Source organism: Balneatrix alpica DSM 16621 (genome assembly GCF_000619885.1).
Classification (GTDB): domain Bacteria; phylum Pseudomonadota; class Gammaproteobacteria; order Pseudomonadales; family Balneatricaceae; genus Balneatrix; species Balneatrix alpica.
In genome coordinates, this window is record NZ_KK211039.1 from 352,273 (window position 1) to 372,530 (window position 20,258).

The following is a 20,258-nucleotide window of genomic DNA, read 5'->3' on the forward strand; positions in this document are numbered from 1 at the left end:
GTTACCCTAGATTCAGTCTCCAGTAGGCAACAGGTTCGGGAGTTACTATGCCACTGAGTGAAACGGACCATTCCACACCTGAATATTCTATGAGTGTCTGGCGCATTCTCTGCGTAGATGATGAGCCCAGCGTGCTGTCATCTCTCAAACGTCTGCTACGCGCAGGCAACTATGAGGTACTCACCGCAGATAGTGGAGCTCAAGGCTTAGAGTTGTTGAAAATTCACCCTATACAGGTCGTCATCTCAGATATGCGTATGCCGGGGATGAGCGGCGCCGAGTTCCTTGCGCAAGTTGCCCAGCTCTACCCTGAAACGACTCGGGTGCTCTTAACCGGTTATGCCGATATGGAGTCGACCATCAGTGCCGTTAATCATGGTCAAATTCATCGTTACGTGCAAAAGCCATGGAACAATGAAGAGCTCTTGTTAGCACTAGACGACATCATTGAACGCCAGCGCCTACGTTTTGAAAATGCGTTCCTCCTGAAAGAGGTTGAACGCCAGAATGAAGAATTAAAAGAGTTAAATGCTTCGCTTGAGCAACGTGTACGCCAGCGCACTCAGCAACTGCATCAAAGTGTGAAGAAGCTGGAAAAAATGCATGAGCAGGCACAGCACAATTACAAAACCACGGTTAAAACCTTTTATAACCTGATTAGTATTAATCCCAAACTAGGCGGCATGCCAGCGGTTAAAACCAGTGAGTTGTGTAAGTTAATGGCGCTAGAGCTAGGCTTACCGCAACAGGACGTTAATAACATTAGCCTCGCCGGCCTACTGCATCAGATGGGACTACTGGGCGCAACGCCAGAAGTCTTAGCCAAGCCCTTATCTGAGCTAAGTAAAGAACAACAAGAGCAGTACAAACTTCACCCATTGCGGGCCAGCATTGCCTTAGCGCCTGCTGATAGCCTAGCCCCCATTGCACTGATTATTCGCCATCAGTATGAGAATTTTGATGGCTCCGGCGTGCCAGATGAGTTACACGAGGAACAAATCCCCCTGGGCTCACGTATTCTAGCCATTGCCAGAGATTATTTTGCCGCCATGACTGGCAAACTCTCTCCTCAGCGGGCCAGCAGTCAGGGGGCTATTGATCGTCTCCATTTATCAGCGGAAACCCTGTATGACCCCGACTTGCTCAAGCTCCTTCCTAGTGCAGTCGCTAAGCTTGAACATGATGCACTGAAAAACAATGAGATTCTGATCAAGGTGGATCAGTTAAAAGAAGGGATGCAATTGGCCCGTAACCTCTATAACCATACGCAGATGCTGCTGTTGCCGGAAGGACATAGGTTCACCACCGCGACGATCAACCGCGTAAAGGCGCAAGAAAAAAGCGAAGGGGTGTCACTCGCGCTCTACATCCTGGAGTAACTATTGTTTCTCTTTATTATCAGCCCTATAGCTTGATCAAAGACCCTTACAACAGGCCCGCAGCAGCAACTTCTTGGCCCGTAATTGCATACGTGACTGCAGAGTGGAGGCGCCACCGTGGCAAGCAAAGAAGAACTGGAAGCAAGAATTGTCGAGTTAACCCAGGAGTGCGAGAAGGCCAAATCCTATCAACGCCTCAATCTCTTGCTGCTGTCCGGGCTCGAGGCCATGCTCAGCTCCGAGTCACGAGAAGAGATATTCGAAAAGTTTTTCGACTTTTTTGGTGACATCATCCCCTATCAGTATGGCTTGCTGCTCAAGCACTGCGAAGACGGGCTCTTTCATTGTGTAGCCTCTAACCTGGATAGTGGTTTGGACAGTCAGCTCTACGATTGCCCTCTCCCCTCCTGCACTGAGCTGGAGTCCTGTTTAGCTGGAAAAACCCTTTCGGTGAATAATAATCAGCTGCTCCAGGCCTGGGATAATTCCGAGTTTGATTTTCATAAAAAAATTCGCTCCTTGTTAATTTCACCCATTCTGATCGGGCAGAAACATTATGTCCTCCTGCTCAGTGCTGAGTCAGAACATGTCTTTGACCACGATATGGAAGATCTCGTTGCCCAGTTTTCAGCCTTCGCAGCCAGTACCTTAGTACGGGTAGAGGCACGCAAACTGTTATTAGAGACGGAAGAGTTGCGCAGAAAACAGGCAGAAACGGAGAAAAATTTATTAAGCTCGGAAAAGCTAGCAGCCTTGGGTCAATTAGCGGCTGGGGTAGCCCATGAAATTAATAATCCTCTTGGCTTCATTCTGAGCAATATCAGTACGCTGAAAAAGTACTTTGGCTCCATTCAAAAGCTGTTTGCTGCCTATGAAGAGCTCACCCAGGAGCTGCGGGAATATCCGCTGTGGAAGAACCACAATGTCGTCATTGATGAATTAAAAGAAGAACTTGATATTCAGTTCATCATGGAAGATACCAATGAGCTCCTCAATGACACCACAGAAGGCGCAAATCGGGTACGTGATATTGTCGCAGGCCTGAAGAAGTTTGCTCACCCCAATAATGATGAACTACAGGTCGCCAGTATTCAGGAAATACTCGACAGCACCCTCAAACTGGCCTGGAATGAGCTGAAATACAACTGCATGATCGAGAAAGTTTACTCGCCCTCTCCGGCACTTATCATGTGCCGTCCCAGCCAACTCAGCCAGGTGTTTCTCAATCTGTTGATTAATGCCAGTCATGCCATTGGCACTGAACAACAAGGGGTCATCAGCTTAACGGTGAAAGTGTTACCTCGGCATGTGGAGGTGATAGTGGCCGATAACGGCTGTGGCATTGCCCAAGAAAACCTGCAGAAAATATTTGAGCCTTTCTTCACCACTAAAGGGGTAGGCTCAGGTACCGGCCTGGGGCTGTCGCTCTCCTACAACATCATTGATCAACATAACGGTACAGTGAAAGTGGAAAGCGAAGTAGGTAAAGGCACCCAGTTCCAGCTTTCCTTCCCTCGTGCCGCAGGCCAGGGTATTTAAGGCTCTACGATCCCCTCTTGCACAGCCCGCATAACCAGTTCAGCGTTATTTTTAATGCGGAGTTTACGCATCAGATTAGCGCGGTGCGTATGAACGGTTTTCACACTGAGATAAAGCGTCTGTGCAATGCTGCTGACACTGCTACCACGCGCCAATAGCTCGTAAATCTGAAACTCTCGTTGGGTCAACTTTTCTGCTGAATGGCCAGACTGGGCCCCCGCCTTTTCCAACATCGGGCGAATGTTGCTGGCAATGTACCCTTCACCCTTTGCTAAAGCAGATACCGCTTCTAACAGTTCTTCCGGTGCACAACGCTTAGTCAAATACCCCAGTGCACCGGCGGCGAGTGCGCGCTGAGGAAAGGGCTCATTCTCATGCACAGTCAGCACCAGCACTCTGGCCTGCTCATCCCGCGCCCGAATGCGCTTGATCGCCTCAAGCCCCCCCTGCCCTGGCATCGATAAATCCATAATGACCACATCGGGTTGTAGGCGGAAATAGGCCTCCGTGCCAGAGTCTGCATCACGGGCTTCGCCGACGATAATGCACTCTCCTCCCGCCTCCAACAGGCGGGAAAAGCCCGCCCGCACTACATCATGATCATCAACCAGCAGAACACGTATCCTTGTTGACACGCTGGATACCCCTCACGCTCAAGCCAGAGTAAAAGCTTGGAAGCCTTGTTCTTGCAGCTCCGCCACACCCTGCTCATGGGTGACGACCGCGCTACTGGCTAACTCTGGACGTAAGTAAGTGGCCGCCACCCGACGCATATCCTCAAGGGTGACACTGAGAATACGCTGACGGAACAAGCGACGCTGCTCATGCCCCCGTCCATGCAGCAGGTTATGCGCATCGTGCAACGCTTCGCCGGCGGGAGATCCTGGCTTATCTAAAGAGCTCACCACTCCGAGTATCGCCTCCTCCAACTTGGCAGGATCCGCCTTGTGCTCTTGCAGCCAGACCAGCGCCTGATCGAAGTCAGCTAAGGTGGCGCTAATGCGTGGATCGCGATAACTGTAAAAACGCATAATGCCATTGGCCGCATCATGCCCAGCTCCTCCCCCATAGGCACCCCCTTGTTCACGCACGGCCTTATGCAGGAAACCATTGCGTAAATATTCTCCCAATACTGTCAATACCGGAGCATCCGGATGACCAGAGGGTACAGTGGCATAGGCCTTGGCACAGAAGCTCACCTGAGTATTGACCTTCCATACTTGTTGCTGCGCCACGCTACCGAGCTGAGGCTGCCAAATAGCTTGGGCGGGAAACGCTCCCTGCCCCCAGTCAGGGTGCAGCTGCTGCAAGCACTGAGGCATCCGCTCCTGTTCCGCAACCAATAGCAGTTGACGGGGAGCTTGCAGTACTTGCTGGTGCAGGTCGGCGAAGGATGCCGCCAGCGTCGCCAGATTCTGATCATCCTGCAGCGATTTATCCAAGCGTTGTAAATGACGAATGCCTTCCAACCCTGAGCTGAAGTGAGCCAAACGTGCACCAGGGCTGAAATAGGCGGAGGCCGCCTGCATCGCTAACACGTGACCACTGCCGGTAATGCTCTGTCGCTTACGTGCGTTACGTTGGGAAACCAGTTCACGCAGACGCTGATGCTCATCAAAGCGTAGAGCCTGTAGGGTATCCAGTTGTAACTTATCCAGCTCTTGGTGATTACGTGCCAAGGCTTTACCACTCAGCACCATGTAGGCTTGCAACTGTTCACGGTTATCGACCTCGGCACGAATCGAGGTATAGGCACTCAAGCCTCCAGTCACCGCGGCCTGGCGGGCTTGGGTTTGCAGATAACTGTCATTGCCTACGCCCAACTCTGCAATACTCCCCATGTAATAGGGCAGCCATTGCAACTGCTCAGCACTCAAACTGGGAAGTGGCATGATCACTTGCTGATACACCAAACCATTAGTGCCCCGTTCATAAAAGCGTACCGGCAATGGCTCAGCTTGATACTTGCCTGCCACCAGTTTCAGCTCTGGCGGCACATCAGCCAAACCGACTTTGGGCAGAATATCGGGGTTATCCTGTTGGTTCTGTCGCTCCGCTAAGGCTTCTGCCTGCTGCACAATTTGCTGTTTTTGCTCATCACTCAGACTGGCTTGTAAACTGGCCAAACGCTGCTGTTCTGCCTGGTCACGACGACTAGCTAACTGCTGGTCAGGTCGTAATACCAAACGCACACGGTGGGGGTTGTCGAGTAATAGCTGACGAATCAGCTGCGGTATAAACCCAGGATCCTGAACATCTTCACGTAAGCGAGCCAGAGCGGGCTCAAGATCCAATAATGCCAAGGGATCGCCTCGGTGAATGGCGCTCGACAAGCATCCCAGAATCAGCTGCAAGCCATAGGGGTAAGAGTCTCCGCCAATCTCACGTTGTGACAGCTCTAACTGATGTAAAGCCGAGGCGACATGTTCTTGTTCAATACCCTCATCAGCCAGTTTTTCCAGTGTTGTAAGGACCAACTGCTCAAATTCATCCGCTTTATCCGGATCACTGCCCTCCAGACCACACATGAAGCTTAACTGACGGTTGGAGTCCTCCAGCCCACACAGGGGCGATGGCGCCTGGGCCAAGCCAGAGGTTTCCAATACATGCCGCAATGGCGAAGAGCTGTTGTCCAGCAAAACACGGCTGAGTAGATGGGCTTTCAACATTTCGTACAGATCAATGCTGGAGCCCAATAACCAGCCCAGCACCAGGTGAGTGTGCCCCTGGATATCTTCCTCTTGCAGCGGGTACGCTTCTTCTACCCGAATAGGGGCAAAGTAGCGCTTTTCATCGGGCACTTCCCAGCGGTGCTGCGCACGATCGAAACGCTTCAGGGCAAGCTCATGCATCCGCTCCTGGTGCTGTGCCGCCGGCAGATTACCAAAGGTCATGAAGATGGCATTACTGGGGTGGTAGTGCTTCTTATAAAAATCGAGCAGTTCAGCGTAACTTAAATCAGGAATCGCATCCGGCTCCCCGCCGCTGTTGTAATGGTACGTGGTCGTGGGGAACAGGTATTTACATAGGGTGTGCCAAAGAATGCTAACGGGCGAACTCATCGCCCCTTTCATTTCGTTATACACCACCCCTTTGATCTGCAGAGGAGTGTCAGGATTATTGCGTTCACTGAACTCTAACCGATGCCCCTCTTGGGCAAAGTCCAAAGGATCCAGGCGTGAAAAGAATACGGCGTCTAAATACACGTCCAGCAGGTTATAAAAGTCTTTTTCGTTTTGGCTGGCAAAGGGATAAGCCGTCCAATCACTACTGGTAAAAGCATTCATAAAGGTATTGAGGGAGCGCCGAGTCATCATAAAGAATGGATCGCGCACAGGATAACGCTCACTGCCGCAGAGCGCGGTGTGCTCCAAAATATGTGCTACACCCGTAGAGTTCATCGGCATGGTACGCAGCGCGACGATAAAGGCATTTTCGTCATGCTCCGCAGCTAAGTGATAATGCTTGGCTCCTGTTTGCTGATGCTCATATTCAAAGACTTGCAGCCCTAGTGAGCTGATCTCGGCCTGACGCAATAAAGTAAATGCGGGGTGTGCTGTCATCATGAGTCCTGTCACATTAGGAGTCTGGCAACGCTGCCATGACTGGGCTTAGTCAGCAGCCCTGAGTAAAATTCGATCCAACCAACGTCCTGGTAATAGACGCTTCAACCAAGGCAGCCACTTTGCTGGCTTGGTGATGGCATAACGCTGAGCCGGGTTAGCTTGTGTCAGGGCCTGCTCTAAACAGATATATACGGCTTCGGGCCCTAGAGTAAAACGCCCACTTAGCTCTGCAGGTCGTTCAAGCCTAGCAATCATGCGCTCATAGGTGGGTGCAAAGCGACTCTTTTCAAGCTCACTCGACTGCAGATAGCGCCGAAAGGCGGCATAGGCATTATGACGAAACTGACTTTCAATCGGCCCTGGTTCAAGCAGCACCACCTTTACCTGTGTGTCTGCCAGCTCCAACCGTAACGTGTCAGCCCATCCCTCCAGCGCATATTTTGAAGCCACGTAAGCCCCACGCAGCGGCATCGCCACCTGGCCTAATACGGAACTATTAAGGATGAGGCGTGCTTCAGGTTGCTTACGCAACAAAGGTAAACACAAACGAGTCAGTTCATGCCAGGCAAAAAAGTTGGTTTCGAACTGTGCCCGCAACGCCTCAACCGGCAAATCCTCCAAGGCACCAGGTTGACCATAGGCGCCATTATGGAAGATGGCGCATAATCGCCCCTGGCTAAGCGCTTGCAGCTGTTGCACGACCAACGGCAAGGTGTCTGTGGCGTTAAGATCAAGCTGAATGCAGGTCAAACCCTGCTGGCGGAGACGTTCCACATCAGCAGGCTGTCGGCAACTGGCTATCACTTGCCAGCCTTCTTGCTGCAAACGCTGCGCACAGTAAAGACCAATACCCGTGGAGCAGCCTGTAATCAGAATGGCGCCCTGTTTTTTATTCAAACCTCACCCCACCGGGTAGCAATTTATCGAGAATGGCTAACAAGTCGTCTTCTTCAAAGGGTTTAGTCAAATAGTAATCTGCGCCTGCCTGCTGCCCTTCTTCTATTTCCTGCGGCCGGGCTTTAGCGGTTTGCATAATGACAAGCAGGTGCTGCAAAGCGGGTTGGTTGCGGATTTCCTTTAACACCGTCAAACCATCAACGTGGGGCATCATTCGATCCAGTAACACCACATCAATGTGGTTAGCCTGCTGTTGTAATAACTCAAGCGCTTGGCGGCCATCGTAAGCCGTCAAGATAGTAAAACCGGTAGAACTCAGATAGTCCGTCAGAATTTCAACATTAATAGGATCATCATCCACTATTAACGCGCATCGCTTCGCGTGCTGCATGCCAAGCTCCTTTGCTGAACCCTGCCCACTATACTCAATGCCGAGATTGACGGCCAGAATCCTGACCTTCGTCATCTTTTTGCAATGCAAAAAGTTTTGACTAGACCCATCACTGTCTATAATATGACCAGCAATTGTGCAACGCACAAAACAACCAAGGAGTGTGCCATGTTCGACAAGTATTTTGCTGACTTCAACAAGACCTTAAATCCTCTGAACGAGGTCATGGAAATCAACAAGAAAGCCTTTGAAAAGCTGAGCAGCACTCAAAGTGCCTACTTTACTGAATACTTCAATACTCTTTCCAAACAGTCTAAGGCTCTTCTGGAAAGCAAAGACATCAAGTCCACTGTTGAGCTGCAGCTGCAGTTTGCTAAAGATGCTGAAGCGCGTCTGGCCAACACCCTGGAGCAAAACCTCTCTACCCTGACCGAAGCCCGTGAAGCTTACATGAGCCTGGTAGAAAAGCAGTTGGAAGAAGTTGGCGAGTTTAGCAATGCCTTTGATCTGAGCAAGTTTGGCGCCCCTGTCGTCAACAAGCCCAAAGCAGAAGCCAAACCCAAGGCCCCTGCTGCTAAAGCTGAATAATAGCCGTCTATTGCATTAAGATGGCTAATGAAAACCCCAGTACACATCACTGGGGTTTTCTTGTTTTGGCTTACCGTGAAGATGACTTACGAAAAACGCGCTAATGCGGGTAAGTCAGCATTTAACCCTAAGGCATATTTCATCGCCTGCTGCTTTAGCGGCCCAGTCTTATCAGCCACCTGCAACGCCAGCGCACGTAAGTGTTTTAACGGCAAAACATCATTGGAAAAAACTCGATAGAACATGTCCATCAGAGTCATCATTGCTAGGTTGGCTCGACGACGCTTCTGTTCAAAAGTTTGCCCCAACTTAGCACTACCAAGTGCTTGCGGTTCGGCTAGTAATAATTCCGCCAAAACCGCCACATCCATAAAGCCCAGATTCACCCCCTGCCCGGCCAAAGGATGAATCCCATGGGCAGCGTCCCCCACCAATACCACACCAGCCTTGGCATAATCTAACGCATGCTGACGTCGCAACGGGAAAGCCGTCTTTGCTTCAAGACTGACGACCTCCCCTAGTTCAACAGGGAAATGATGCTGAAAAGCTTGTAGCAACTCTTGATGATCCAGGCCAAGCAAAGCTTTTACCCGCTCCGGACGCTCATACCAAACCAATGAGGCATAGGGGCCGCTTAAGGGTAAAAAAGCTTGGGGGCCATTGGGGGTAAAACGTTGCCAGGTAATATCTTGTTGGGTATACGCAGTACGTACGTAAGCTACCAAAGCCTGCATATCATAATCCCAACCGCTAATACCAATGCCCGCGGCTTGCCGCACTTGCGAATGCAACCCATCGGCGCCGACTAGCAGGCGAGCGCTAAAACACTGCCCATCCTGCAGCCATACTTGCGACCCCTCGGCTCGGTACTGCACTTTGGTAATGCTGGCTTCAGCAAGGCAGGTGACCTGCGGCAGAGCTTGCAAGCGTTGCCATAGTGCTTCCTGCAGTATTTTATTCTCAACGATGTGACCTAGATGATCCAACCCCAGTTCCTGGCTGCTAAATAAGGTACCCGCCCCATCCGCCTTCTCCCAAACCCGCATACGACGAAATGGGCAAGCGCGCATCGCCAATACCTGCGGCCATACTCCCAAATTACTCAGTAGCGCCTCTGACGCCAGGCTAACTGCCGACACCCGTAAATCATGGGGTTGTTCTGCAGAAAATTGCGGCAAGGCATGTTGTTCCAACAGCAAAACCCGCCAGGGGCCATCAGCCAATGCACAGGCCAGCGCGGCTCCCACCATACCGCCACCTACAATGATGATATCGAATTGGGTATCCATGGATATTCCTGCCTCAGCCTGTTCAATCGGCGGCATTATAACCTTCCGCGCTCAATCCCGCTGAATTTATGCCAACATCTTGATTTGGTTCATATATGGCCCACACTTGTAAAAGCGCCCAGGGCTCTGCATTCTATGCTTAGCCGAACCCATTAATTGTTATTTCAGGGTCACCCAATGACGACAACAGCAGCGCAGCAAACTCAACAAGGGACCGCCGACGATCCTCTATTACAGTGGGCAACCTTTAACCTGGCCGACGAAATCTATGCCGTCGATGTTATGCAGGTAAAAGAGGTCCTGACTTACGCTTACACCGAAATAGCACCGGTGCCTGGCTCTGCTCACTTTATTCAAGGCATTTTGAACCTACGCGGTAATGTTATTACCGTGGTAGAAACCCGTGTTCTTTTTGGCCTGCCACGAACCACTCCGACTTCTAATGCCCGCATTGTGGTGATGGAATTTACTGATCAGGTTGTGGGAATGGTGGTAGATGCCGTTGCAGAAGTAATTTATCTACGTCAATCACAAATTGAGCGGGCACCCAATGTAGGCACTGATGAAAGCGCCAAATTTATTCAGGGGGTGAGCTACCACAATGATGAACTTATTATCCTGCTCGATCTGAAGAAGATGATCGAAGAAGAAAGCAATCCTATCAGCGCCGCCACAGACAGCCTTTTAGGCGACGACGACTAATGTAATCAATGCCTTAGCACTGCCAGTGCTTGACAGCCTGGCAGCCTGCCGCCATAACACAGATGTAGGAATTATCTTTTGCTGCGGTTACCGCAGTCTTGGGGATCGCAGCCCAGCCAAGGAGTCGCCCTTATGGCCGCATCCCGTCTGTACGTCCTCGATACCAACGTCATCCTGCACGACCCTCAATGCCTATATAACTTTGAGGAGCAGGATGTTTGTATTCCCATGACCGTACTGGAGGAACTGGATGACATTAAAGACCGCAAAAAGAATGTAGCGGTCGAGGCACGCACGGCTATCCACGCCATTGACGACATTGTCCGCACTGCGAAAGCGGGCCAAATCACCAAAGGCGTTCCCATCCCCTCGCTCAGTAGTCAAAAACATCTGGGCAAACTGATGATTTTTCCCGATCACGAATTGGCAGACCGCAAAGGTTTCCTGCCCAATGGTCGCCAAGTCAAAGACAACAGCATTATCAACTGCGCCCTGCATCTACAAAGCACACTCTCCAATCGCGAAGTCGTGTTGGTCACCAAAGACATTAATATGCGCTTAAAGGCGCTGGGAGCAGGCCTTAACAGAGTTGAAGACTACCGCAAAGACCAATTGGTATCGGATGTTGAACTCTTGCCTGAAGGGCATCGAATGCTGTCTGGACGCTTCTGGGATAGTGTTGAGCAGGTCAAAACCGATCGCCAGGGCCATTCTATTTACCACTATGTGGATGCCAGCCTCTTACCTGGGGTGTACATGAATGAGTACGTCTATGATGAAGCCAAGGAGTTTGCGGCACGGGTGGTGGGAATCACAGACAAGCAAGTTACTCTGCTTGACCTGAATCTTGAAAAACTGATGGAGCATAGCTGCTGGGGGATCAGCCCAATCAACCTGGCTCAAGCCTTTACCATGCAGGCTATGCTTGATCCCAATCTGGACCTGGTCATCATCAACGGTGCCGCAGGTTCCGGTAAAACCTTAATGGCCTTGGCCTGCAGCCTGGATATGGTGATTGAACAAGGGCGTTACAACAAGATTGTGGTGACTCGCAGCACTCCCCCTGTCGCAGAGGATATTGGTTTCCTGCCAGGTACCGAAGAGGAAAAAATGACCCCCTGGTTAAGCTCTATCTTCGACAACCTGGAGGCCATGCATGAAGGGGATGATCAACCGCAAAGCAGCGTGCGTTACGCCATTGAAAAAGCCAATATACAGTTTAAGTCGTTAAACTTCATTCGTGGTCGTAGCATTCAGGATGCCATCGTACTGATTGATGAGGCCCAGAACCTGACCCCTTCCCAGATGAAGACCATCCTCACTCGCTGTGGCAAGGGCAGTAAGATGGTAGTGCTAGGCAATTTAGCGCAGATTGACTCTAACTACCTTACCCCTCTGACCTCTGGATTGACCTATATTGTCGAGCGCTTCAAAAATTTTGAAGGCTCAACCAATATCCATCTTACCGGAGTGGTGCGCAGTCGTTTGGCTGAATACGCCGAGCAGAATCTGTAGTCCAATAGGCTCTCTCACCACAGGGCTAGTTACCGCTAGCCCTGTCCTGGCAGCTTCGCCATTAAACGCTGGCATTCCTGCTTAAGTAGTTCGTACTTATGCTGCCATTGCTCTCGCTGCTGCACTTCCAACTCTAATAGCCGTTGATGCAGTACTTCCTGGCGGGACAGCTCTCGCTCCAGCGTTTTCAACTCCCCTTGCTGGCTAATGAGCCGGCTTTCCTGCTGATGCAGCCGCTCCTGCAACTGTCTCTGCTCACTCAGCAGTGCCTCTTGTGCAGCTAGCGCCTCACGCAGGCGCTGCTCCAGTTCATGACGCTCCTGCTGCCACTGTTGTTGCTGATGTTGCAAATGGGCACAACGCTGTTGGTAATCGACTTCCTGTTGCTTGGCCTGATTGGCCAGCTGGTCACGGGCATAAAACACAGCATCACGCCACAGCTGCTGCATATTTTTGACCAAGGGCTCGGGCAAGTTAGGCACACTCGGTTCTGCCATCCTCTGCCCCAACTCTGCCCACCATACATTTAATGCCTTGTTGATGGTGGTGAGGCTGCCACGTCCCATCCGTTCACGGACATTTTGCTGAGTGGGACGCACACCTTCCGTCAGCAACGTGTCTGCCACCTGAAAAACCAGGTCATAGGTACGAGTTTTGTCCATTTTTAATACTCAATACATAATATGTATTAAATTTTGGCAAAAAAATTAGTCGTCAGCCACTATGCCCAGACTAAAAGCCTGATTTTGACTCGTTAATTGCCAGTCCGTACCCTGCTCTGTCTGCAGTGGAGTCGCCATTTCGATCAGTTGGTAATAAACGTTACGCTCTACTCTGGCCCATAATTCAGCACGTACCCGTACATAGGGACATAGATCTTTAGAGCCTGGGTAAGGGCGCATCTGTAAGGGATGCTCTGACCCCAGCCATAACACCTCTTCACAATTGGTGATAAGTTGAATTCCCTGCTCTTGCTGGTGGCATGCCTGAATCAGAAAAGGCACATCCTCTACTTGAATCAAGACCTTTTCTGCTGGTGTAACCAGGCAATAACGACCATCGGGCTCGCGTCGCAGAATCCGGGCAAACAGCTTCACCAATGCAAAACGCTGAAAGGGCCTGCCCTCGTGCCACCAACTACCATCAGCCTTGATTAACAGGTCCATCTCACCACAGCTGTCCGGATGCCACTGCTCAACCGGTAGGGGCTTATCCGCGGCATTATCGACTGTATTGAGCAGGGCATTAAGATCCAGAGCCATGTTCAGAAAACATCCACGTTAGTCGAGTTGAAACAAGCGATTAAAATTTGCACTGGTTTGCATCGCTACCTGCTCTATCGAACAGCACTGCAGTTTTGCCACCCACTCAGCCACTTCATATACATACTGCGGCTCATTGGGGCGTCCACGATGGGGAGCAGGAGTTAAATAGGGTGCATCCGTTTCGATCAACAAACGATCGAGGGGTACCTTTTCCACGACTGCACGCAACGCATCAGCATTGCGAAAACTAATGATACCGGAGAAGGAAATATAAAATCCCAGCGCCAAGGCCGCCTCAGCCATCTCCCAGCTCTCGGTAAAACAGTGCAGCACCCCCGCAGCGGGCAACTGCGCTTCCGCCAACAATGCCAAGGTATCTGCACGCGCATCGCGGGTATGCACTATCACTGGCTTGGCCAACTCAGCAGCTACCCGCAATTGTGCTGCAAACAGTTGCCGCTGAGCAGCTTGCTCATCCGCTGTTTTGGCATAGTAATAATCCAACCCCATTTCCCCCAGGGCCACCACCTTGTGATGGTCTGCGTATTGGCGCAGTAACTGCTCATCCAGCTGGGCAGGATGCAGTGGATGCACTCCAACCGAGGCATACACATCCTCATGCTGTTCTGCCAAGTGCCGAACCTGCGCAAAGGACTCCAAGTCCACTCCAACGCAAAGAAAACGCTTTACTTGCCGAGCCCTGGCCGCCGCCAGCACTTCATCTACACCACCAGGGCGCTGACTTAAGTCCAGGCGATCCAGGTGACAATGGGAATCAACTAACTGCATAACACCTACAACGTAATAACTCGATTAAAGCCAACACTACATCGTAAACGTAGTGGTTTCGGAGTCTTGGGTACCCGCCAGCAAGGTTTCCAGCTTACGTACCGCACCTTCATCTTGAGCATTAATCTGAATACCAATTCCTGCCGGACGGTTATTCTGTCCGCCTGGAGGGGTTATCCAGATCACTTTACCGGAAACCGGGATTTTTTCCGGTTCATCCATAATGGTCAGAACCGCAAACACCTCATCCCCCAGCTGATACGAGCGCTGAGTCGGAATAAACAAGCCACCTCGCTCAATAAAGGGCATATAGCACTGATAGAGCATGGTCTTGTTGTCAAAGGTGCAGTTCAAAATACCGTGGGCCATGGCCACTCTCCTTTAGCGCTGACTCTTCACTAAGCGTACCCAATCAATCAGCAGGGCTTCAATCGCCATCGCAGGATTAAAGTTTGCCACTGATCCGAGCTGGGCGGCCAACTCTAATAACTGCCGATAAAAAGCAAATAAGCGCTCACTGGGTAATCGATGTAGTCGCTGCAATAACACTTCATCATAGTGGCTCGCCTCACCCTGCCCCCCTAACTGCTGGCGCGTACACTGGTGCAGCAAGCCTGCCCACCAATGCAATATAGGGGTGAGAGGTAACGGCCAGCCCTGCCAGCGCTCAGCCACTTGCTGGGGCAATTGCTCAGCCTCTAACGTGGCTAGTAGATCCTGTTGCCACTTCGGCCAATATTGTTGCCAATCCTGTTCATGCCACTGCAACGCCTGCAGAGGGGAGCCCTGCGTCATAAACCAGAGCAGTGCTGCCTGCTTGACCCCTTGCTCAGTTAGCCAGGTAATGGCCTGCTCAGTGCTGGGCTTAGGCAGTTTGACCAACTGACAGCGACTACGAATGGTTGCCATTAATTGTTGTGGGTGAGTGCAGGTCAACACAAACAGTGTATTAGCAGGGGGCTCTTCCAGGTTTTTCAGTAACGCATTGGCAGCCTGTACATTTAAACGCTCAGCCGACTCAAGCAAGATTGCCTTGCCATGGCCCTGTTGGGCCGTATTCGCAGAAAACTCACTGATCTGACGAACACTATCAATCCGGATACTTTGCTGTGCGCCTTCCGGTTGCAGGGCTAAAAAATCAGGATGGCTACCTGCCGCTAATAACTGACAGCTACGGCATTGACCACAGGCCTGTAAGCCTGCTTCACGACAGAGAAACCCCTGCAGCAACTGCTGAGCCAGCTGGCGCTCCCCCACCCCTTGGGCTCCGCCGAGGAGCAAAGCGTGGGGCAGTCGCTGCTGCTCATAACGCTGTTGCAGCTGCGCCCAAATAGGCTGCAACCATGGATACTCAAGCACGGAACTGGGCATACCAACTATCCAGAGCGGCGCTGATTGCTACCTGTACCTGCGCTAAAGTTTGGCTGGCATCAATAACACGAAAGCGTTGCGGCTCAGCATTCGCCCGCGCACGGTATGTTTCACGCACTCGGTTAAAGAAAGAGATTTGCTCTTGTTCAATACGATCCTGGGCACCCCGTGCCTGGGCCCGTGCCAGTCCTATTTCCGCTGGCAAATCCAACAGCAGAGTCAGGTCCGGGCGGGTTTCGCCCTGTACGTAAAGCTCTAGCTGTTCCAGCAGGGGTAAAGGCAAGCCCCGCCCACCACCTTGGTATGCAAAGCTGGCATCGGTAAAACGATCACTGACAACCCATTCTCCCGCCAGTAGATGCGGACGGATTTTAGTTTCAATGTGCTGGGCACGAGCAGCAAACACCAGCAGCAATTCGGTCAAGTCCGCCACCTTTTCTTGCCGCGGACTTAGCATCAGCTCTCTGATTTGTTCCGCCAGCGGCGTACCTCCTGGCTCACGGGTCAACACATAGTTCAACCCGTGCTGATCCAACCAAGCTTGGATAGTGGCCAGCGCACTGCTTTTCCCCGCCCCTTCTACCCCCTCAAGGGTGATAAACACGCCCTTCACTGTTGTTCCTCATCACTAGCTTCCGCTTTGTTCTCCCTTAACTTCCGCAGATAACGCTGCACAGCATTGTTATGCTCATTCAGGTTATTGGAGAACACATGGCCGCCATCACCACTGGCCACAAAATACAGTGCTTTCCCCTCAGCTGGGTTCACTGCCGCATATAAAGAAGCCTTACCCGGCATGGCAATAGGGGTCGGAGGTAAGCCATTAATGGTATAGGTGTTATAGGGCGTCGGCTCTCGCAGATGTTGACGAGTCAGATTTCCTTTAAAGCGCTCACCCAAGCCGTAAATCACCGTAGGATCCGTCTGCAGGCGCATGCCTTTTTGCAATCGTCGCACAAATACTCCGGCAATTTGTTCCCGCTCACTGGCAACCCCTGTTTCTTTTTCAATGATGGAGGCCATGATTAGCGCTTCATAGGCGTTCTTATAGGGTAGATTCGGCTGCCGTCCTGCCCAAGCTTGTTCTAGTGTTTGCTGCATACGCTGATATGACTGCTTGAGAATATCCAGATCGGTCATGCTGGCATGATAGGTGTACGTATCGGGAAAGAAGCGTCCTTCTGGGTGCTCTCCAGTGGCTCCAATACGCTCCATAATGGCGCCATCTGATACCCCTGCCAGGGTTTTCTTAAGTTTTGGCTCGGCATGCAACGTCTGTAAAAACTGCTTAAAGGTAAAACCCTCGACCAGGGTCACACGATACTCCAGCACCTTGCCCTTATGCAGCATTTCAACCAGTTCAAGCGCACTCGTGCCTTTGCGTACCGCATACTCACCGGTTTTGATCGTGCCCCCTGGCTGCAATAACCGCTTATGCCAAACCAGTAGCTCAGGATAGGCAAACCAGCCACGCTGTTTCAGCTCATCCGCAACCTGATAGAGGCCATCACCCGGCTTCAACCAATAAACTTCTTCTTCACTGGTGAGCGGCATCGGAGCATTAAGCTGGTTTAAGGCCCATTGCCAAGCATAGGCACCACTGATCAATAACAGCAATGCCAATAATAAAAGTCGCATTACCCATAGGATCAACATGATTGTTCACTTTTCTCCAGGGCGGCCTGTAAGGAGAGGATCTGCTCCGTTACCAATAGCTGACGCCCAGCTAATTCAGCAATAGGCACAATGCCCATTAGCGCATTACAAATAAAGCCTTGCTCGACTGCCTGCAACTGTTCAGTCAGAAGCTGGTTTTCCTGCACTGACCAGCGTTCTAACACCCAGCGCCGTCGCGTACCCGCGATACCGGCATACTCAATACTGGGGGTCTGCCAGCGGCCATCCAGGAACAAAAACACATTACTTAGGGTGCCACTGACCAGATTAGCCTGAGTATCGCAAACTAATCCCTCTTGCCAGTCAGTCGCCGCCCACTCCCGTCGCGCCAATACCTGTTCCAGCCGATTCAAGTGTTTGATCCCCGCTAACAGCGGCTGCCTGGCCAGCGCAGTTTGACATAAACCAACTTTGATTCCTTGCTGACGCTGTGCCCGCTCCATCGGCTTATGCTGGCTTAACATCACTACCCTCGTTAACTCAAGATCAGTCGTAGCTAAATAACCACGCCCCCCTGCCCCCCGGGTAATGATTAGTTTGAGCACCAGATCCGGCTCCTGCACACTGGCCAGCGCCCGCCGAATATCCGCTAACAATTGATCTTCAAAGTCGACTGGAATCAGCATCCCTAGACGCTGCATTCCCTGTTGCAGGCGCTGCCAATGATAGGGCCAAAAACAAAGATGGCCTGCCGCCACCTTTAGGGTTTCGAACAGGCCATCTCCATATGCCAACCCCCGCTCCTGCACAGAAATAGCAGTCGCGGGCTGGCCATTAACGAGTGCAAACAACATCACACTTTGCGAAACACCAGAGTGCCATTGGTGCCGCCAAAGCCGAAAGAATTCGACAGCGTGACATCAATAGGCATTGCCTTCGCCTGATGAGGCACATAATCCAAGTCACAACCTTCTGAAGGCTCATCCAGATTAATGGTGGGCGGCGCCACCTGATCGCGGATCGCCAAAATCGAGAAGATTGCCTCTACCGCACCGGCTGCACCCAGCAAATGACCAATCATTGACTTGGTAGAACTCACCGATAACTGATAAGCCGCCTCGCCAAACACCAGCTTCACCGCATTAGACTCAGCAGCATCGCCTGCAGGAGTCGAAGTACCGTGCGCGTTGATGTAATTCACCTGATCAGGATTCAGGCCACCATCTTTTAACGCATTACGCATGGAGGCCGCGGCACCACTGCCATCCTCAGGGGGAGAGGTCATGTGGAAGGCATCATCACTCATGCCAAAACCAACCAGCTCAGCATAAATGTTAGCGCCACGCTTCTTGGCATGCTCGTACTCTTCCAGCACCAGCACACCAGCACCATCACTCAGCACAAAACCATCACGGTTTTTATCCCAAGGACGGCTAGCACGGGTGGGATCATCATTACGCGTAGACAGCGCACGTGCTGCGGCAAAGCCGCCCAGCCCCAGCGGTGTGACCGCCATTTCAGAGCCGCCCGCAAACATAACATCTGCCTCGCCATAGGAAATCATCCGTGCAGCAAAGCCAATGTTATGAGTACCTGTGGTACAGGCCGTCGTAATTGCAATGTTAGGCCCTTTAAAGCCATAACGAATCGCCAAATTACCTGCAATCATATTGATGATTGAGCCAGGTACAAAGAAGGGGGATATGCGTCTTGGCCCGCTTTTAAGCAGTGTTTCATTGGTCTTTTCGATTAGTGGCAAGCCACCAATGCCAGAACCAATAGCCACCCCTACCCGCTCCAGGTCAGTATTATCAAGCGGCAAACCGGAGTCTTCCAATGCCTGATGGGCCGCAGCCATACCATATTGGATGAACAGGTCCATCTTGCGGGCCTCTTTGGCATCCATATAGTCTGCTGGGTCAAACCCTTTTACACAGCCGCCAAAGCGGGTGCTGAACGCAGTGGTATCAAATAGCTCAATGGGACCGATGCCACTCTTACCGGCAAGAATGTTGCTCCAGGTTGTAGCGACATCATTACCCAGCGGCGTGAGCATGCCGAGCCCTGTTACTACCACTCTTCTCCGAGACATGCGCATATCCTCCAATTCGCAGCAAAAGAAAAGCCGCTCTATCCAATAGAATAGAAGCGGCTTTTCGTGAACCGTTCAGGACTTGGGCTTATTGATGAGCCTTGATGTAGTCAATTGCAGCCTGGACAGTAGAGATCTTCTCAGCTTCCTCATCAGGAATCTCAGTTTCAAACTCTTCTTCCAGCGCCATAACCAGTTCAACGGTGTCCAGCGAATCAGCACCCAGGTCATCTACGAAAGAAGACTCCAGAGAAACCTCTTCTTCTTTAACACCCAGTTGCTCAGCAACGATCTTCTTTACGCGCTCTTCAATAGTGCTCATAACGTATCCTACTGTTTCAACACAACCCACATTCTAATTGTGGATGGCTATTTTAGGAAATCCCAAGACCCTTGCCAAGTTTGTCGGGTTGGGCCCGTACTCAGGATGTGCCGCAGGCATGCGGCACATTATCAATAAATTACGACAGAATACAACGATTTAGTGAACAGAGGCGTTAACCCATGTACATGCCACCGTTAACATGCAGCGATTCGCCTGTCATATACGAACCTCCTTCGCTAGCCAAAAACGCTACAACTGCAGCGATTTCTGCTGGCTGACCCAGACGCGCCATAGGAATCTGGGCCTTTAGGTGCTCTTTATGCTCCTCTGCTAAACCACTGGTCATGTCGGTATCGATAAAACCAGGAGCCACTGCGTTAACAGTAATATTACGAGAAGCGACTTCCCGTGCCAATGCACGAGTAAAGCCTTCCAGGCCCGCTTTGGCAGCCGCATAGTTGGACTGCCCAGCATTGCCCATTGAACCAACTACAGAACTGATATTAATAATCCGTCCCCAGCGAGCCTTGGTCATGCCACGCAAGCAAGCCTTGCTAATGCGGAAGATCGAGGTGAGGTTGGTGTCAATCACCTTACTCCACTCCTCATCTTTCATCCGCATCAGAATATTATCCTGAGTAATCCCAGCGTTATTAACCAGGATCAAGGGAGTGCCATAACGCTCGGTAATGGCATCCAAAACAGACTGGATGCTATCGCTATCGGTTACGTTCAGCACCATGCCGCAGCCTTGTACACCAGCAGCCGCTAAGTCTTCACTGATACGTTGAGCCCCTTGCTCAGAGGTGGCAGTCCCCACCACAATTGCTCCCATCTGCCCTAATGCTTGGGCGATGGCACGACCTATGCCGCGGGTAGCGCCAGTTACCAGCGCAACTTTACCTTCAATACTCATAGCCTTAGCCGTTTCTA

General features: G+C 51.4%; 21 protein-coding genes. 5 read left to right on the plus strand and 16 right to left on the minus strand.

All coding sequences use genetic code 11. The features are described 5' to 3' along the window. Nucleotides 1–89: 89 nt before the first annotated feature. A complete protein-coding gene (locus Q334_RS0110985) occupies nt 90–1,379 on the plus strand; it encodes an HD domain-containing phosphohydrolase (RefSeq protein WP_027313250.1) in 1,290 nt (429 codons plus the stop codon). A gap of 117 nt (nt 1,380–1,496) precedes the next feature. Continuing rightward, nucleotides 1,497–2,918, plus strand: a complete 1,422-nt coding sequence (locus tag Q334_RS20045; RefSeq protein WP_051527728.1) for an ATP-binding protein — start codon at nt 1,497–1,499, stop codon at nt 2,916–2,918. Here the strand turns inward: Q334_RS20045 and Q334_RS0110995 are convergent. The 4 genes from Q334_RS0110995 to Q334_RS18870 are packed head-to-tail and all read right to left on the minus strand — an operon-like array spanning nt 2,915 to nt 7,772. Further along, the gene (locus tag Q334_RS0110995; RefSeq protein ID WP_051527729.1) at nt 2,915–3,553 is read right to left on the minus strand and encodes a response regulator; all 639 of its coding nucleotides are present in this window, start codon (nt 3,551–3,553) and stop codon (nt 2,915–2,917) included. The genes Q334_RS20045 and Q334_RS0110995 overlap by 4 nt on opposite strands. 18 nt (nt 3,554–3,571) lie before the next feature. Beyond that, the gene (locus tag Q334_RS0111000; protein WP_081414426.1) at nt 3,572–6,481 is read right to left on the minus strand and encodes an insulinase family protein; all 2,910 of its coding nucleotides are present in this window, start codon (nt 6,479–6,481) and stop codon (nt 3,572–3,574) included. A 48-nt stretch (nt 6,482–6,529) separates the two neighbouring features. Next, nucleotides 6,530–7,381 carry an SDR family NAD(P)-dependent oxidoreductase gene (locus Q334_RS0111005; RefSeq protein WP_027313253.1) on the minus strand — a complete coding sequence of 284 codons (852 nt, stop codon included), beginning with the start codon at nt 7,379–7,381 and terminating at the stop codon, nt 6,530–6,532. After that, nucleotides 7,374–7,772, minus strand: coding sequence for a response regulator (locus tag Q334_RS18870; RefSeq protein WP_051527730.1), 399 nt, complete (start codon nt 7,770–7,772; stop codon nt 7,374–7,376). The genes Q334_RS0111005 and Q334_RS18870 overlap by 8 nt, the downstream gene beginning before the upstream one ends. A 168-nt stretch (nt 7,773–7,940) precedes the next feature. Between Q334_RS18870 and Q334_RS0111015 the strand changes: the two genes are divergently transcribed. Further along, nucleotides 7,941–8,360, plus strand: coding sequence for a phasin family protein (locus tag Q334_RS0111015; protein ID WP_027313254.1), 420 nt, complete (start codon nt 7,941–7,943; stop codon nt 8,358–8,360). An 86-nt stretch (nt 8,361–8,446) separates the two neighbouring features. On the opposite strand, the gene Q334_RS0111020 is transcribed toward Q334_RS0111015, so the two are convergent. Then, the gene (locus Q334_RS0111020) at nt 8,447–9,649 is read right to left on the minus strand and encodes an FAD-dependent monooxygenase (protein WP_027313255.1); all 1,203 of its coding nucleotides are present in this window, start codon (nt 9,647–9,649) and stop codon (nt 8,447–8,449) included. 177 nt (nt 9,650–9,826) lie between these two features. Here Q334_RS0111020 and Q334_RS0111025 point away from each other — a divergent pair, with 177 nt between their 5' ends. Then, entirely contained in the window at nt 9,827–10,351 is a 525-nt protein-coding gene (locus tag Q334_RS0111025; RefSeq protein WP_027313256.1) for a chemotaxis protein CheW, read from the plus strand. A 132-nt stretch (nt 10,352–10,483) separates the two neighbouring features. Beyond that, nucleotides 10,484–11,866: a PhoH family protein gene (locus tag Q334_RS0111030; protein ID WP_027313257.1), complete on the plus strand. Its 1,383-nt coding sequence runs from the start codon at nt 10,484–10,486 to the stop codon at nt 11,864–11,866. Between the two features lie 35 nt (nt 11,867–11,901). Here Q334_RS0111030 and Q334_RS20050 read toward each other — a convergent pair whose 3' ends face one another. From Q334_RS20050 to fabG, 11 genes are all read right to left on the minus strand, one after another. After that, on the minus strand, nt 11,902–12,528 hold the full coding sequence (locus Q334_RS20050; protein WP_027313258.1) for a DNA-binding protein: 627 nt from the start codon (nt 12,526–12,528) through the stop codon (nt 11,902–11,904). A gap of 45 nt (nt 12,529–12,573) precedes the next feature. Then, nucleotides 12,574–13,128 carry a DUF1285 domain-containing protein gene (locus Q334_RS18880; RefSeq protein ID WP_051527731.1) on the minus strand — a complete coding sequence of 185 codons (555 nt, stop codon included), beginning with the start codon at nt 13,126–13,128 and terminating at the stop codon, nt 12,574–12,576. 18 nt (nt 13,129–13,146) lie between these two features. Then, nucleotides 13,147–13,920: a TatD family hydrolase gene (locus Q334_RS0111045; RefSeq protein ID WP_027313259.1), complete on the minus strand. Its 774-nt coding sequence runs from the start codon at nt 13,918–13,920 to the stop codon at nt 13,147–13,149. A 36-nt stretch (nt 13,921–13,956) separates the two neighbouring features. Beyond that, nucleotides 13,957–14,289 (minus strand): PilZ domain-containing protein, encoded by a 333-nt coding sequence (locus Q334_RS0111050; RefSeq protein ID WP_035461341.1) that lies wholly within the window; start codon nt 14,287–14,289, stop codon nt 13,957–13,959. A gap of 12 nt (nt 14,290–14,301) precedes the next feature. Then, complete coding sequence (gene holB / locus Q334_RS0111055) at nt 14,302–15,291, minus strand: DNA polymerase III subunit delta' (RefSeq protein ID WP_027313261.1); 990 nt, start codon at nt 15,289–15,291, stop codon at nt 14,302–14,304. After that, nucleotides 15,272–15,904 (minus strand): dTMP kinase, encoded by a 633-nt coding sequence (gene tmk / locus Q334_RS0111060; RefSeq protein WP_027313262.1) that lies wholly within the window; start codon nt 15,902–15,904, stop codon nt 15,272–15,274. Before tmk ends, holB begins: the two co-directional genes overlap by 20 nt. After that, entirely contained in the window at nt 15,901–16,947 is a 1,047-nt protein-coding gene (mltG, locus tag Q334_RS0111065; protein WP_035461343.1) for an endolytic transglycosylase MltG, read from the minus strand. The genes tmk and mltG overlap by 4 nt, the downstream gene beginning before the upstream one ends. Further along, entirely contained in the window at nt 16,941–17,762 is an 822-nt protein-coding gene (gene pabC, locus Q334_RS18885) for an aminodeoxychorismate lyase (RefSeq protein WP_051527732.1), read from the minus strand. Before pabC ends, mltG begins: the two co-directional genes overlap by 7 nt. Further along, a complete protein-coding gene (gene fabF, locus Q334_RS0111075) occupies nt 17,762–19,000 on the minus strand; it encodes a beta-ketoacyl-ACP synthase II (protein WP_035461346.1) in 1,239 nt (412 codons plus the stop codon). The genes pabC and fabF overlap by 1 nt, the downstream gene beginning before the upstream one ends. Before the next feature lie 88 nt (nt 19,001–19,088). Beyond that, nucleotides 19,089–19,322 (minus strand): acyl carrier protein, encoded by a 234-nt coding sequence (acpP, locus tag Q334_RS0111080; RefSeq protein ID WP_027313265.1) that lies wholly within the window; start codon nt 19,320–19,322, stop codon nt 19,089–19,091. A 175-nt stretch (nt 19,323–19,497) separates the two neighbouring features. Continuing rightward, a complete protein-coding gene (gene fabG / locus Q334_RS0111085) occupies nt 19,498–20,241 on the minus strand; it encodes a 3-oxoacyl-ACP reductase FabG (protein ID WP_027313266.1) in 744 nt (247 codons plus the stop codon). Between the last annotated feature and the right edge of the window lie 17 nt (nt 20,242–20,258).